Raw genomic sequence first — 16,608 nt, 5'->3', positions numbered from 1 at the left:
CTTTTCAAAACCGATCCTGCAACTCCGTCGCCCGCAATGCCTGCTCGAAGCGCTCGAGAAAGATCGCTTCGGCGTGGGTGCGTTTCTGGTCGCGGTTCCAGAGCAGGTAGACGTCCACGTCGATCACCCCTTCGGCAGGCGGAAGGCGCCAGACTTCGCCAGCTTGCACGTCCCTGGCGACGATATGTTCCGGCAGGCAGCCGATGCCATAGCCGGCAGCGACCAGGCGGCGTATTTCGTCGAGGCTGGGGGAGGAGGCCACGATGCGGCCGGTGAAGCCCTGCTGGTCCCTGAAGATGGTCAGTGGCGAGAGGTTGCCGCCGATCTGGTCGCTGGTGAAGCTGACGAAGTTCTCGCTTTGCAGGTCGCCGAGTTTCAGGTTCTTGCGCCCGAACAGGGGGTGGCGCCTGCCGCAGAAGAACGCATAGCGCTGCTTGAGCATCACGCGTTGTTCCAGGCGCGGCTGCGGCGTTCGGCACAGGCTCAGGCCGAAGGAGGCGGTTTTCTGCAGCAGCGCGCTCACCACGTCGGAGCTGCGCAGCACGTCGAATTCGAACTCGACCCTGGGGTAGTCGACATGGAAATTGGCCAGGAAGTCGTCGTAGAAGCTCGACTGGATGCGGCTGATCATCAGCATGCGGATCTTGCCGGCGACGGTTTCCTCCGGGGCATCCAGCGCCGGGCCGAGGCGCGAGACGGTGCCGTAGAGTTCGGCGGCGATCTGCATGACTTCTTCGCCGGCCTTGGACAGCGCGATGCGTGGGCCGCTGCGAATCACCAGGGCGCTTTCCAGCTGTTCCTCGAGGCGTTTGAGGGCCTGGCTGACGGCCGGCTGGCTCAGGTGCAGGCGGGCTGCGGCGCGGCTGATGCTACCTTCCTGGCCGATCACCAGGAAGGTGCGCAACAGGTTCCAGTCCAGCCGGTCGTTGAGGAAACGACGGGCCTCGGGGTTGCGGTGGCCGGGGTTCATGGGCGTTCGATTATCCGCTGTGCTTATACTTGAGTATTGATATTAGAAGCTTTGCTTAGCATAGGGGTGGGGGCATGATCTAGCAATGCACCGCCAGAGTGCGACCGATCCCGTACCTGGGATGTGCTTTTTCTCCTGCCTATAAAAACGAATCCGGGAGCTTGCGATGACTACACCCACCTCCACGCCGCGCCGTGCCGCGGCGGCCGCCTTCATTGGCACCACGATCGAGTTCTACGATTTCTATATCTATGCCTTCGCCGCCGCGCTGGTGCTGGGGCAGCTGTTCTTCCCCAGCGATAACGCGGTGTTGAGCACCATGGCGGCCTTCGCCACCTTCGCTGTCGGTTTCATCGCGCGGCCGTTCGCCGGGGTGGTATTCGGTCATCTTGGGGATCGTCTCGGGCGCAAGAAGATGCTGCTGTTCACCATGGTGCTGATGGGCGTGGCGACCACCTGCATCGGCTTGCTGCCAACCTACGCCCAGGCCGGTATCTGGGGCCCGATCGGTCTGGTCGCGCTGCGCTTCCTGCAGGGTATTTCGGTGGGCGGCGAGTGGGGCGGCGCGGTGCTGATGGCCAGCGAACACGCGCCCAAGGGCCGCAAGGTGTTTTTCGCTTCCTTCGCGCAACTGGGTAGCCCGGCTGGCCTGCTGCTGGCGCTGATCGCCTTTCGCGCGATCAGCGAGATGGATCAGGAGGCGCTGATGAGCTGGGGCTGGCGCGTGCCGTTCCTGCTGAGTGGCGTGCTGATGATGGTGGGTCTGTTCATCCGCTTCGGTGTTCCCGAGTCGCCGGAGTTCGCCAAGGTCAAGGAGCAGAAGCAGACCTCCAAGAGCCCGGTCAAGGATGTCATCCGCCATAGCTGGCGGCAGATTCTGTTCGCCGCCTTGGCGGTGACCATCGGTTCCGGTGGGTTCTTCTTCACCAACACCTTCATGATCACCTACGTGACGCAGTACCAGGGCATATCCAAGTCGACCATTCTCGACTGTCTGTTCCTGGTGACCATCCTGCAGTTTCTCTCTCAGCCGTGCTCGGCGCTGCTCGCCGAGCGCTTCGGTGAAGGGCGCTTCCTCAAGTGGGTGGCGGGGCTGTGCATGCTGGTGCCGTACCCGATGTTCCTGCTGGTGCAGACCGGCAACCTGATCTACATGACGGCAGGCATCGCCCTGGCCGTATTGCTGCTGGCGGCGCTGTATTCGGCGATCGCCGGCTACATGGCCGAGGCCTTTTCAGCGCAGGTGCGCTACTCGGGCATTTCCATCGCCTATCAGCTAGGCAGTGGCCTGACCGGTGGTTTGACGCCGCTGATCGGCACCTACCTGGCCGGCCAGTACGCCGGGCAGTGGTGGCCGCTGGCGCTGTTCTTCAGCGTCCTGGCGCTGATGTCGCTGGTTGGCGTCATCGGCCTGGCCCACCTGCGCGCCAGCGAGCGGCAAACCGTCAGCCTGTCCAACCCTGAGGCCGTTACCCCATGAGCAAACCCGATACCCTCACCGAGGTCGAATGGCAGGCCCGTTGCGACCTGGCCGCGCTGTACCGGCTGGTCGCCTACTACCGCATGACCGACCTGATCGACACGCACATCACCCTGCGCGTGCCAGGCCCCGAGCATCACTTTTTGATCAACCGCTACGGCGTTGCCTTCGAGAAGATGCGCGCCAGCGACCTGGTATTGATCGACCTGCACGGCAATGTCGTGGATCGTCTGGACGGCCAGGGCCGGGTCAACGCGGCCGGCTTTGTCATCCATTCGGCGATCCACGCTGCACGGCCGGACATGCAGTGCATCGTGCACACTCACACCGCCGCCGGAATGGCCGTGGCCGCTCAGCGTGACGGCCTGTTACCGCTCACTCAGCATGCCCTGAAGTTCTACGGCAACCTGGCGTATCACACCTACGAAGGCATCGCGCTATCGCTGGATGAGCGTGCTCGCCTGGTCGCCGACTTGGGCACGCACAACGCGATGATCCTGCGTAACCACGGCTTGCTGGCCGGCGGTCAGAGCGTGGCGCATGCCTTCCACGAGATCTATTTTCTTGAGCGTGCCTGCCAGGCGCAGATTCAGGCGATGGCAGCGGGGGTGGCGTTGAGCATCCCCAGTGAAGAAGTGTGCCGGCATACCGCGGCGCAATTCTCCCGCGATGGCGTCGAGGGCATCATCGGTCTGGCCTGGCAGGCCGCCCTGAGCCTGATCGACGATCAGCGCAACGACTGGTGCAGCTAGGCTCATGGCGCGCATCGTATTGCTCTGCCGAGAGCCGAAACTGGAAGACTGGCTGGCCGGTCTGTTCACTCGACATGCGCCACATCTGCAGGTGTTGCGCCCTGGCGAGAAGGGCGCCGAGCAGGCCGAGGTCGCGGTGTGCTGGTACCCCGCAGCCGGAAGCCTGGGCAGGCTGCCGGCGCTGCGGCTGATCCATTCGATCGGTTCCGGCGTGGATCATCTGGAGCATGACCCTTCGCGGCCACGTTCGATTCCCGTCTGCCGCGTGGTGGATCCGGATCATAGCCAGGGCATGGCCGAGTACGTGCATTGGGGTGTGCTGCATTTTCACCGCGGCTTCGACCAGGTGCTCAATGGTCGCCAGAGCCAGCAGTGGCTGCGGCCGGTGCAACGTACCGCGCGTGACTTCAAGGTTGGCGTCATGGGCCTGGGCTCCATCGGTACGCCGGTGGCCTCGCGGCTGGCGCAGGCTGGCTACACCGTTCGCGGCTGGGCTCGCACCGCGCGCGAGCTCCCAGCTGTCGCCACCTTCGCCGGTGATGCGTCGCTGCCCGAGTTTCTCGACGGCCTCGACCTGCTGGTCAATCTGCTCCCGCTGACCCCCGCGACCCGCGGCCTGCTCAACCACGAGGTGTTCGCGCGCATGGCCGAGGGAGCTGCGCTGGTCAATTGCGGCCGCGGCGAGCACGTCGACGAGAGCCATCTGCTCGAAGCGCTGGCCAGCGGTCAATTGCGTGGCGCGCTGCTCGACGTGTTCGCCGAGGAGCCGCTGCGCAAGGCGTCGCCACTGTGGCACGCGCCCGGTGTGTGGGTGACGCCGCACATGGCCTCGGCCGCCTCCGATGCCTGCATCGCCAGCCAGATCGCCGACAACCTCGAACGCCTGAATGCGGGCCTGCCTTTGAACAATCAGGTCGACGCTGAACTGGGCTACTGAAATGACAGGCGCTGCTGGCCGTCAGCCTCGGCGCTGGCCGCCGGCACCGCGAGACCAACGCTTTTGACGAGAATCGCCATGAAGACTTTCTTCCATCCGCACCAACGTCTGCATCATCCACGCTCCTACCTGTCCCGCGGGCAGATGCGCGAGCCCCAGGAAGTGCCGGCGCGTATCGACCCACTGCTGGCCATGGCGCGCCAGCTGGGCTTCGCGCTGATCGAACCCGAGGATCACGGCCTCGCGCCGCTGAGTGCCGTGCACAGCACCGCTTATCTGGAGTACCTGCGAGACGCCTACACGCAGTGGCACGAAGTGGACGAAGACTGGGGCGACGAGGTGATGTCGAACATCTTCATCCGCGAGAACAATCCGCTGCGCGGCATCCTTGGCAAGACCGCACGCTACCTGGCCGACGGCAGTTGCCCTATCGGTGAGCATACCTGGCAGGCCGCCTACTGGTCGGCGCAGGCGGCAGTCGCTGCCGCTGCGGCGGTGCGCGATGGCGAACCCCAGGCCTACGCCCTGTGCCGGCCGCCGGGCCACCATGCCCGTGCCGAAGGAGCCGGGGGCTTCTGCTTCCTCAACAACGCCGCCATCGCCGCCGAAGTGCTCAGGGCTCGTTTCGACAGGGTGACCATCCTCGATACCGACATGCACCACGGCCAGGGTATCCAGGAGATCTTCTACGAGCGTGACGACGTGCAATACATCTCCATCCACGGCGACCCGACCAACTTCTACCCGGTGGTGGCAGGCTTCGATGACGAAACAGGCAGCGGCCGAGGCGAAGGCTACAACCTCAACCTGCCGATGCCCCATGGCGCGTCCGAGGCGGATTTCTTCGCCTACCTCGGCCAGGCCGAGCGGGCCCTTCGCGACTTCGCCCCGCAGGTGCTGGTGCTGTCGCTTGGCTTCGACATCTACGAGAACGACCCGCAGTCGAAGGTCTCGGTAAGCCATGCCGGCTTCGAGGAACTGGGTCGTCGCATCCGTGCCCTCGGCTTGCCTTGCGTGGTGGTGCAGGAAGGCGGCTACGACATCGCCACCCTCGACGAAAACGCCTCGCGTTTCTTCAAGGGGTTGCTGGGCTGATCATCGTTGTCTGGGCGGCCGGCAGTCGATCTGGAGGTCCCCGATTGCCGATTGTGCGATCTCCCGCTTGCGTGGTGCTGGTGCCGGAGGTGGTGAGGACCTCTGCCCTTACCCTCACGTAACGCGGTGGCTCGAGCAGGTGGAGAGCCTGCATGGGGATTTTTCCAAGCCTCGGGATCTGCACTGGGGTGCCGCTCAGCAGGCCTTTGCCATCCGCTCAGTGAACACTTGTGAACAATTGTCACGACTTCGCTTTCGATCAGGGGGGCGTTGTTACCGTCTCGCGCACTGGGCCATGCGTCTGCCCGAAAAAATGCCGAGGCTGCAATGCAAAACCTGATCACTGTGGTCAACAAGTCGACCCACGAGAAAGTTTCAACGGCCAGTCATGAGGTGGCGCTACAAGCCCCCTCGGTCGTCCAATTGGCGACCAAACGTTCCGACATGCAGAGTATCGAGCGTCAGGGTGGCACGCTGGTCGTCACCCTGACATCGGGCGTCGTGCTCAAGGTGCAGGGTTTCTTCCCTGTGCAGGGAGCCCCGCAGAATGATCTGGTCATCGACGATGGTCAGCAGCTCTGGCACGCCGAGTTCGCGGACGACATGCAGTTGCTCGGGCAATACACGCCTATTGATTCCATAGAGCCACTGCTCGGCAACGAAAGCTTCGACCTCTCGACGGTGGCCTGGGTGCTGGGCGGCGTCGCGCTTGCCGGCATCGCAGTAGCCAACAATCGCGGTGATGGCAGTAGCCGGTCGCAGGCAGAGGAGGCAGACACCACGCCGCCAGCAGCGCCCAGCGTGAATCTGGGCGTCAACGCGGACGGCAGTCTCACCGTGACCGGGCTCGCCGAGGCGGGCAGCACCGTTACCGTGACTTACCCGGATGGCACGTCCAGCCAGGTTCAGGCGGATGCCAACGGCGCTTATACGGTTCAGTCACCGGCTGATCAGCCAACCGGTGATGTGGTTGCGACAGCGACGGATGCTGCTGGCAATGTCAGCTCGGCAACGACCGCGCCCTATGTGGACGTCATCGCTCCGACCACCACGGCCATCATCGTCAATTTCGCCGATGATGTCGGCTCTGTTCAGAATGCTGAGCTGCCTTCAGGCAGCAGTACCGATGACACCACACCGACGCTCAATGGTTCGCTGAGCGCGGAGCTGGTCGCGGGTGAACGCGTCAACGTCTACCGCGACGGTACCCTGGCTGGTCAGGCAACGGTTACCGGAACCACTTGGACGTTCACCGATGCCAGTCTGGCGGATGCGACCTATCTCTACACCGTTCGGGTGGTGGATGCGTCGGGCAATCTGGGCGAGATTTCCAACAGCTTCGAGCTGACGGTGGATACCGTCGGCCCATCGGCCTCGACCACTCAGGTGACCATCGACGCGCTCACCGGTGACGACATCGTCAATGCCGCCGAGTCGGGCGGGGTGGTGACGGTTACCGGCACCATCACGGGTGATTACAGCGTTGGCGATGTAGTCACCTTGATCGCTACGGGTGGTACCTACACCGGATTGGCTGCAGCAGACGGTACCTGGAGCGTCGAGGTACCGGCAGGCGGCCTGGGTGGCAATGGTAACCATGTCGCGCAGGTGAGCATCCTGGCCCACGACAGCGTTGGTAATTCCGGCACCGTGACGGCCAGCCGTGCCTATGCGGTCGACGTCGAGGTTCCTGACAGTAGCTCGACCACCATCAGTTTCGACTCCGTTACCGACGACAATATCGTCAATGCGACCGAGGCCGAGACCACGCTGACGCTGACTGGCAACGTAACCGGTGATTATCAGGTGGGTGACATCATCACCCTGACCATCAACGACGTGCAGTACAGCGGCAGCGTAGCGGCCGGCGGTGTCTGGACGGTGGGCAACGTGGCCGGCAGCGATCTGGCCGCCGATGCCGATCGCGTCATCGACGCTTCCCTGGTGGCTCATGACGATGCTGGCAACGCAGGGATCATCACCGCAGCGCACGGCTACGCCGTACAAACCGAGCAGGTGATCACCGAGCTGTCGATCGATGCCATCGCTGGCGACAACGTCATCAACGATGCTGAAGCCCAGGCGGGTGTCATCTTCAGTGGTGCCGCCAGCGGGACGTTCACCGCGGGTGACGTGGTGACCCTGATCGTCAACGGCACCACCTACACCACGGGTGTCGATGTCAGCGGCACCTGGAGTGTCGAAGTCGCAGGCTCGGCGCTGGGGGCCGACGGCGCCTATACCGCCACAGCTTCCATCGTTTCGAGCGACGGCGCAGGCAATCTGGGCAATGCCCAGGCGCTGCGTGCTTACAGTATCGATACCGCTGCACCGTCGTCCGCCACCACGCAAGTAACCATCGATGCCATCACCGGTGACGACATCGTCAACGCCGTTGAGTCGAGCGGGGCGGTAACGATTACCGGGTCTGTCAGCGGCGATTACAGCGTTGGCGATGTAGTCACCTTGATCGCTACGGGTGGTACCTACACCGGATTGGCTGCAGCAGACGGTACCTGGAGTGTCGAGGTAGCGGCAGGTGCGCTGGGTGGTAATGGCGGTCAGAGCGTGCAAGTGAGTGTTCTGGCCCACGATGCTGCCGGTAACTCGGGCACCGTAACGGCGAGTCGCCCTTATCTGGTCAACCTCAATGCGCCTTCGGGAACCGCTCTGTCGATCGACATCGTGGCGGGTGACGACATCGTCAATGCCAGCGAGGCTTCGGCGAGCAACACGGAAGTCATCAGCGGCACCGTGACGGGGGAGTTCAGCGTCGGCGACGTGGTAACCCTGACCATCGGCAGCTTCATCACCACGACGACAGTGGCCGCGGGTGGCCTGTGGAGTGTGAGCGTTGCCGGCGATGTGCTGGCTGCCGCTTCGAGCATTGACGCCAGCCTGCTGGCCAGCAACGCCGCCGGCAACGAAGTGACCGTCACGGCCACGCGTGGCTACGTGGTCGACACCGAGGTGCCGAGCAATACCTCCACCACCATCAGCTTCGATGCGGTCACCGACGACAATATCGTCAACGCGACCGAGGCCGAGACCACGCTGACGCTGAGTGGCAGCGTGACCGGTGACTATCAGGTGGGTGACGCCATCACCCTGACCATCAACGGCGTTCAATACAGCGGCAGCGTGGGGGCTGGCGGAATCTGGGTAGTCGCCAACGTAGCCGGCAGCGACCTGGCTGCCGATGCCGATCGCGTCATCGATGCTTCCCTGGTCGCTCATGACAACGCCGGTAATCAGGGTACGGTCACCGCGTCGCACCATTACGCCGTACAGACCGATGGTGTGACCACCGCCCTGTCGATCGATGCCATTGCGGGCGACAACATCATCAACAACGCCGAAGCCCTGGCTGGCGTCACCTTCAGTGGCGTGGCCACCGGGACGTTCAGCGCAGGCGACGTGGTGACTCTGACCATCAATGGTACGGCCTATACCACTGGCGTCGATGCGGCTGGCATCTGGAACGTTCAGGTCCCGGGTTCGGCGTTGGGGGCCGATGGTGCCTATACGGCCTCGGCCTCGATCGTTTCGACTGACAGCGCGGGCAACCCCGGCAGTGCCCAGGCGCAGCGTGCCTACAGCATCGACACGGCCGTGCCGGATGCGTCCAGCACCAGCCTGGCGATCAATACCGTCGCGGGAGACGATCAGGTCAACCTGGCGGAAAGCTCCGCTGCCGTGTTGCACGCCATTTCCGGCACGGTCAGCGGCGATTTCACCCTGGGTGACGTGGTCACCGTGACCATTGGCAGCCAGAGTTACACCGCGAGCGTGGTTGCAGGCACCGGTGCGACCGGTGTATGGCAGGTGGATGTCGCGGGCGATGTGTTGGCGTCCGCCAATTCGGTCTATGCGAGCCTGGCCGCGAGCGATGCAGCAGGCAACGTCGGCACCATCCTGGCCCAGCACAACTACGTGGTGAGCATCGAAGTTCCCAATGCGCCAACCCTGCAGGTCATCGATGATGTCGGCAGCGTAACCGGCGACGTTGCCGACAACGGCGGGGTGACCGATGACCAGACCCCAACTTATCAGGGCACGGGGGCGGCGGGTGCCACCATCAGCCTGGTGATCAACGGCGCCGCCGCAGTAAGCGTACTGGTCGATAGCGATGGCACCTGGAGCTACACGGCGCCCCTGGCGGTGGCCGACGGCGACTACACGGTGGTCGCCACGCAGACCGATATGGCAGGCAACATCAGCATGCCTGTCAGTACGACCTTCAGCGTGTTCACCGGCAATGTCGAGCTGCCGACCCTCGTGGTCTCCGATGACCTGCTGCCCGTGATTGGCGTGGTAGCCGATGGAGCCAGCACCAACGACGCTACCCCGACCTTCAGCGGTACTGGCGTGGCTGGCGCTATCATTCACCTGGTCATCAACGGCGCCACGCCTGTCGATGTGACGGTCGACGCTTCGGGTGAGTGGAGCTACACGCCGTCCGAGTCGATAGGGACCGATGGCAGCTACACCGTGAGTGTCACCCAGACCACGGCAGTGGGTACCAGTGGCGTGGTCTCCAGCCAGTTCATTCTGGATACGCGCATGCCGAGCGCCGAAGACGGCTATGCGGTAGCCATCGATTCCTTCGCCGATGACGTCGACGCTCAGGTCGGCAACTTCCCAAGTGGCAGCAGCACCAATGACACCTCACCCTTGCTGCAGGGCAGCGTGGCGGGGCTGGTCGCGGGCGACTTCGTGGCCATCTACGAAGGCAGCATTCTGCTTGGGGCCGCCGTCGTAACGGGTGATAACTGGATATTCCAGCTGACGGATGTTACCGAAGGGGCCCACGAGTATGTGGCTGTCCTGACCGATGCCGCGGGCAACCTCGGACTGCAATCCGCTACGTTCACCCTGATTGTCGATACCAGGGCGCCTAGCGCCGAAGATGGTTATGCCGTCGCAATCATCGACTATGTCGACGACGTGGAGGAGCAGACCGGCACCTTCGGCAGTGGAACCACCACCAACGATACGTCGCCAGTACTGCAGGGCTCGGTTTTCGGATTGGTCACGGGGGATTTCGTCCGTATTTACGATGCTGGCGTCCTGCTTGGTGTCGCCACCGTATCGGGCAACACCTGGAGCTATGAAGTCGTCGATGCCAGTGAGGGAGGCCACAGCTACACGGCTGTGCTTACCGACGCGGCGGGCAATGAAGGGCTGGTATCGAGTGCCTTCGATCTGACCGTCGATACCAGAGCACCAAGCGCAGACGATGGTTATGCCGTGGCGATCGTTTCCTACACCGATGATGTGGAGGAGCAAACCGGGACTTTCGGCAGCGGCACCAGCACCAACGATCGCTCGCCGGTGCTCAACGGTACCGTGTCGGGGCTGACCAGCGGCGACATGGTTCGTATCTACGAAGGCACTACCCTGCTGGGTACCGCGGCGGTAACCGGGGGCGCCTGGACATTCGAGGTGGTGCAGGCCAGTGAAGGTCCGCATGACTACACGGCGGTCCTTGTGGATGCCGCCGGTAACCAGGGCCTGAGCTCTGAGGTGTTTTCCCTGATCGTCGACACCACAGCGCCAGATGCCGCCAGTGGCTACGCCGTGGCCATTGTTTCCTACACCGACGATGTGGAAGCGCAAACCGGCAACTTCGGCAGTGGCACCAGTACCAACGATCAGTCACCGGTACTGAACGGCACGGTATCGGCCCTGGCCGCAGGCGAAGCGGTGCGTATCTACGAAGGTACCAACCTGTTGGGTACTGCGATTGTCAGTGGTGGTAGCTGGTCGTTCGAATTGGCCACGGTCGCCGAGGGGCTCCACACCTACACCGCGGTGATCGTCGATGCCGCTGGTAATCGGGGCGTGGTGTCGAACCCCTTCGAGCTTACCGTGGATATCACCGCGCCAAGTGCCGAGCAGGGCTACGCGGTGGCGATCACCTCGTATGTGGATGATCAGCAGCCGCAAACGGGCGAGTTCGGCAGCGATACGTTCACCAACGACACCAACCCGCTTTTGCAGGGCACCGTTTCCGCGTTGGGCAGTGGTGAGCAGGTGCGCATCTACCAGGGGAGTACCGTGCTGGGTAATGCCGTGGTGTCGGGCGGCACCTGGAGCTACAGCCTGTCGGACCTGGCGGACGGCACCTACAACTACACCGCCAGGGTAGTGGACGCAGCGGGTAACGAAGGGGCGCTCTCCGATGTCTTCACCCTGACCGTGGATACATCCGCCCCGAGCGAGGACGATGGCTACGCCGTGGCGATCAGCGGTTACAACGACGATGTGGAAGCGCAAACGGGCAGCTTCCCCAGCGGTACCAGCACCAATGACACGTCACCCCAGCTTTTCGGCAGTGTCGTGGGGATGCAGGCCGGTGACAGCGTGCGCATCTATCAGGGCACTGTCCTGTTGGGCAGCGCCACTGTCACGGCTGACACCTGGGTCTATGACCTGTCCGGTCTGGTCGACGGTACTTACAGCTACACCGCTGTCGTCACCAGTGCCGCCGGCCTGGAAGGGCTGACCTCCAACCCCTTCACCCTGAGCGTCGATACCCGAGCGCCAAGCGCCGAGGATGGCTATGCGGTGGCAATCACCACCTTCATCGATGATCAGCAGCCCATGGTCGGTGAGTTCGGCAGCGGTAGCAGCACCAATGACACCTCACCGCTGCTCACTGGCACCGTCGCCGGTCTGGTTGCCGGGGATCAGGTGCGTATCTACGAGGCGGGCATACTGCTCGGCACTGCCACGGTGTCGGCGGGCAACTGGACCTATCAGGTCAGCGATGCCAGCGAAGGCAGCCATACCTATACCGCAGTACTGGTCGACGCGGCGGGCAATGAAGGCGTGACTTCCAGCCCCTTCACCCTGATCGTCGACATCACGGCACCGAGTGCCGAAGACGGTTATGCCGTGGCCATCGACTCCTTTGCCGATGACGTGGAAGCACAGGTCGGCGACTTCCCCAGCGGCAGCAGCACCAACGATACCTCGCCGCAGCTCAAGGGCACCGTGGCCGGGCTGTTGGCGGGTGAGATCGTCCGTTTGTACGAGGGTGCCAACCTGCTGGGCAGCGCCATCGTCACCGATGGCGAATGGGTCTATCAACTGCAGGATGTCCCCGAAGGCACTCACACCTATACGGCCGTGGTGGTCGATGCAGCCGGCAACGAGGGCCTTCGCTCGGATCCGTTCACGCTGACCGTCGATACCCGCGCGCCGAGTCTGGAAGACGGCTATGCCGTGGCCATCATCGATTACGTCGACGACGTGGAGGCACAGACCGGTACCTTCGGCAGTGGCACCAGCACCAACGACACCTCGCCGGTTCTGCAGGGCTCGGTCGCGGGGTTGGCCAGTGGCGATGTGGTACGCATCTACGAGGGCGACACATTGCTGGGCGTCGCCAGCGTAACGGGCAACAACTGGAGCTATGAGCTCGCCACCGTCAGTGAAGGTTTGCATACCTACACGGCAGTGCTCGCCGATGCAGCGGGTAACGAAGGGCTGGTGTCCAACGCGTTCAGCCTGACCGTCGACACCACGGCACCCAGTGCCGAGGATGGTTACGCGGTAGCGATCGTCTCCTACACCGATGACGTGGAGGCGCAAGTCGGTAGTTTCGGCAGCGGTACCAGCACCAATGACATCTCACCGGTATTGAGCGGCACCGTGACGGGCCTTGCAGAGGGTGACCTGGTTCGTATCTACGAAGGCACGCAACTGCTTGGCGCAGCCACTGTCACCGGTGGTACATGGACGTTCGAGGTGGTGCAGGCGAGCGAAGGCAGCCACACCTACAGAGCGGTGCTGGCCGATGCAGCAGGCAACGAGGGCGTGGTATCCAACGACTTCATGCTGACCGTCGACACCCGGGCGCCGAGCATCGATGACGGCTACGACGTGGTGATAACGGCATTCACCGATGACGTCGAGACGCTGGTGGGTGACTTCCCCAGTGGAACCACCACCAATGACAATTCGCCGTTGCTCAAGGGAACCGTCACCGGCCTGCAGCCTGGGGATTTCATTCGCATCTATCAGGGGGGCACCGTACTCGGCGTGGCGGTGGTCAGCGATGGTCTGTGGACCTTTCAGGTGACCGATGCGAGCGACGGTAGCCAAAGCTATCTGGCGCGGCTGGTCGATGCAGCGGGCAACGAAGGGCTGGCGTCGAACGTCTTCGAGCTGATCATCGATACCGTGGCGCCCACGCAGACGGTGACCATCGACAGCTTTACCGATGACTTCGGCCCCCTCACCGGCGACCTGCCCACCGGCTCGACCACGGACGATGCCACGCCGGTCCTGAACGGCACGCTGTCTGCCGCCATCGAGGCCACCGACAGCGTCAATATCTACGAAGGCACCACCTTGCTGGGTACTGCCACGGTAACGGGGAATACCTGGTCGTTCGCGATTCCCGCAGAGAGCATCATCGGCGGTACCGTGCATACCTATACCGCCGTGATTGCCGATATGGCGGGTAACGAGGGTAGCCCGTCGGCCACGTTCAGCCTGACCAGCATCATCGAGGTCAATGCACTCACCACGCTGGATACCACGCCGATCATCACTGGCCGCATTCCCTATGCGCTGGTGGACGGCGCTCAGCTGGACGTCACCATCAACGGCAAGACCTACACATCCGTCGATGGCTCGGTGGTGGTCGATAGCCTCAATTCGACCTGGTACGTCCAGGTTCCGGACAGCGATGAGTTGCCGGTCGGCACCCACGCCATCGTCGCTCAGATCGTCAACGGCGACGGCAGCCTTGGCGCCAGCGGGTTGCAGACCAGCGAGTTGATCGTTGCGCCGGTACCGGAGGCGAACTTCGGTGCCGCCGGTGGCGACGGCAACAACAAGGGCACCACGGTCACCATGAGCACCAGCGGTACCTGGGAGTTCTTCAGCAACCAGGTGGTGTACCGCAGCACCGCCACTGACAACGCCACCATCGCCCAGTACAGCGGCACGACGTTGACCAGCAACACCGGTGGGGCCGGTTATGGCAACGACAACATGAACATGGTGCAGAACGCGACCTACATCGATATCAACCGTGATGGTCACATGGACATCATTGGTATCGACAGCCGTTACAGCAATGGTCAGCAGATGTTCATCAACAATGGCGACGGTACCTACACCGCCGTGCAGATGGCGGACACGAACTCATCTGGCGACGGCTTGGCCAACGTCTACAGCTGGTACGGCGGCGTGATTGCCATCGACTTCCGTGGAGACGGTTACGTCGACGTGGTGTTCGGTGATCAGACTCCCAATGATGCAGCCGCGCCCGGCGGCTACAACTCCCAGTTCGTGCAGAACAATGCAGGTGTGTTCATCAAGGACGCCGTCTACACCTACACCCAGGCCAACGGCGGCCTCAATACCGGCAATGGGCAGCCGAATCAGGAAGTGTCCGGTGTCGACCTCGATAACGACGGCACCGTCGACGTGGTATTCCATGGTTCGTTGGGTACCAACAAGATCGGTGCTGCCAATGCCACCGGTGCGGCCACCAGTGGCAATACCGCTCGCCTGGTGGTGGTGAAGAACGACGGTGCTGGCGGGTTCACCACCAGCCAGATCATCAACAACGCCCTGCACTACGCCGCGGCTCCCTACGTGGCCAACGAGCCATCCATGACCTGGGCCGACTACGATGGCGACGGTTACATGGACCTGTTCATGGGCAAGGTGTATGGCGCCAACACCGCTGCTCAGAACAACAGCACCATCTTCTTCAACGACGGAGCGGGCAACCTGGCCTCGACCAACACCTCGGGTGTGGGGACGGCTTCGGGTACCTACACCTTCAACGACACCGTGCCGGGTGGTGCTTCGCTGGCAGTGGACTGGGACGGCGACGGCCGCATGGACATCATCGAGGCACCACAGATCGGCGTGGGCACAGCCTCCGTAACCGGCACCGTCAACCTCTACGTCAATCAGACGTCGGGCGGTACGGTGAGCTTCGACACCTACTACCTGCAGTCCACTTCGACCTTCGCCAGCGACTCGGCCAGTGCCACCACGTTCAGCGGCGCCATCAGTCAGGCAGGCGTCGTCACGGGCAATCCGGTCACCGGGATGATCAGCGTCGACGTCGATTACGACGGCGCCAAGGACCTGTTGATCTTCACCAGCAACGGCACCACCACTTACGTACGCAACACCAATACGATCGCCGACGGCACCAGCATGCACGTGCGGATCCTCGACCCCCAGGGCATCACGACCTACTTCGGCAATACGGTGAAGCTGGTCAACTCGGCAGGTGAGGTGGTTTCGACGCAGATCATCAATCCGCAATCCGGTAGCCAGACCAACGACAGCACCAGCATCGTCGACTTCTACGGTCTCGATGCCAACGAAACCTACAGCATCATCCTGCTGCGCAACATCGGCGGTACCGCCAGCCATGTGGGCGCCAGCAGCGATGTGGCGGGTTACAGCGTCGACAACGTCAACTCGACATGGGGCGGGCTGAAGGCCGGTGCTGCCGACTCGGCCTACGTCCTGACGGCCCAGGGAGAGGCCCAGGCCTCCGATACCATTGGCGCCGGTGTGGTGGGTACGGGCTACAACGATACCTTCTTCGCCACGTTGGGAACCAAGCGTTACGAGGGTGGCGGCGGTACCAGCAATGAGTCGAACTACAAGTCGTGGAGCAACACGGGCGGTATGGATATCGTCGACTTCAAGCTGGCGGGCAGCACCGCGTTGACCATCGACCTGAGTCAGACCACGGCGCAGAACACCGGTTGGAACACCGTGACCCTGAGTGACATCGAAGGCATCGCCGGGGCAGGGGGCAATGACACCTTCACCGACGACGCAGGCGACAACCTTTTCGAAGGCCGCGGTGGCGACGATACCTTCAACCTGGTGAACGGCGGCCGTGACACCTTGCTCTACCGAGTGCTGGAAGGCTCGATGGCGGATGCCGCAGGCGGCAATGGCTCCGACACGGTCAACGGCTTCACCATCGGTACCTGGCAGGCCACACCGGATGCCGACCGTATCGACCTTGCCGACCTGTTGGTGGGCTACACCGCTGGTGGTGGGGCTCGTTACATCAACGGTGTCGCCACCATCGCCAGCGACGAGACCATCGGCCAGTTTCTGTCGGTGACCTCCGGTGGTGGCAACACCACGGTAAGCATCGACCGCGACGGTGATGGCTCGGCCTATGAGTCGACGGTACTGTTGACCCTCAATGGGGTCAGCACGGATCTGGCGACCCTGCTGGCCAACCACCAACTGATCGTGGCATGAGTCTGCGGGCCCCCTGACTGACGGACGCGCCGGTAAGGGGCACGCTGTACGTCCCCATCGATCGCCTCATGTCAGTCGAAGGCCCGGATCATCCGGGCCTTCG

General features: G+C 63.0%; 6 protein-coding genes. 5 read left to right on the top strand and 1 reads right to left on the bottom strand.

Annotated features, from left to right (window positions below; genetic code table 11):
- Window positions 1-4: 4 nt before the first annotated feature.
- Complete coding sequence (locus FHR27_RS13840) at window positions 5-970, bottom strand: LysR family transcriptional regulator (protein WP_042554559.1); 966 nt, start codon at window positions 968-970, stop codon at window positions 5-7.
- Between the two features lie 166 nt (window positions 971-1,136).
- Between FHR27_RS13840 and FHR27_RS13835 the strand changes: the two genes are divergently transcribed.
- The 5 genes from FHR27_RS13835 to FHR27_RS13815 all read left to right on the top strand — a co-directional run bounded on the left by FHR27_RS13835 (window position 1,137) and on the right by FHR27_RS13815 (window position 16,505).
- Window positions 1,137-2,450 carry an MFS transporter gene (locus FHR27_RS13835; protein ID WP_042554558.1) on the top strand — a complete coding sequence of 438 codons (1,314 nt, stop codon included), beginning with the start codon at window positions 1,137-1,139 and terminating at the stop codon, window positions 2,448-2,450.
- Window positions 2,447-3,202, top strand: a complete 756-nt coding sequence (locus FHR27_RS13830; protein ID WP_179538842.1) for a class II aldolase/adducin family protein — start codon at window positions 2,447-2,449, stop codon at window positions 3,200-3,202. The genes FHR27_RS13835 and FHR27_RS13830 overlap by 4 nt, the downstream gene beginning before the upstream one ends.
- Window positions 3,203-3,206: 4 nt before the next feature.
- Window positions 3,207-4,139 carry a 2-hydroxyacid dehydrogenase gene (locus tag FHR27_RS13825; RefSeq protein WP_179538841.1) on the top strand — a complete coding sequence of 311 codons (933 nt, stop codon included), beginning with the start codon at window positions 3,207-3,209 and terminating at the stop codon, window positions 4,137-4,139.
- A 78-nt stretch (window positions 4,140-4,217) separates the two neighbouring features.
- Window positions 4,218-5,234: a histone deacetylase family protein gene (locus tag FHR27_RS13820; RefSeq protein ID WP_179538840.1), complete on the top strand. Its 1,017-nt coding sequence runs from the start codon at window positions 4,218-4,220 to the stop codon at window positions 5,232-5,234.
- 327 nt (window positions 5,235-5,561) lie between these two features.
- Window positions 5,562-16,505, top strand: a complete 10,944-nt coding sequence (locus tag FHR27_RS13815; protein WP_179538839.1) for an Ig-like domain-containing protein — start codon at window positions 5,562-5,564, stop codon at window positions 16,503-16,505.
- The last annotated feature ends 103 nt before the right edge of the window (window positions 16,506-16,608 follow it).

Source organism: Pseudomonas flavescens (assembly GCF_013408425.1).
Classification (GTDB): Bacteria; Pseudomonadota; Gammaproteobacteria; order Pseudomonadales; family Pseudomonadaceae; genus Aquipseudomonas; species Aquipseudomonas fulva_A.
Note: the sequence above shows the minus strand (reverse complement) of the source record. Positions and strands in the feature narration are given on the sequence as shown.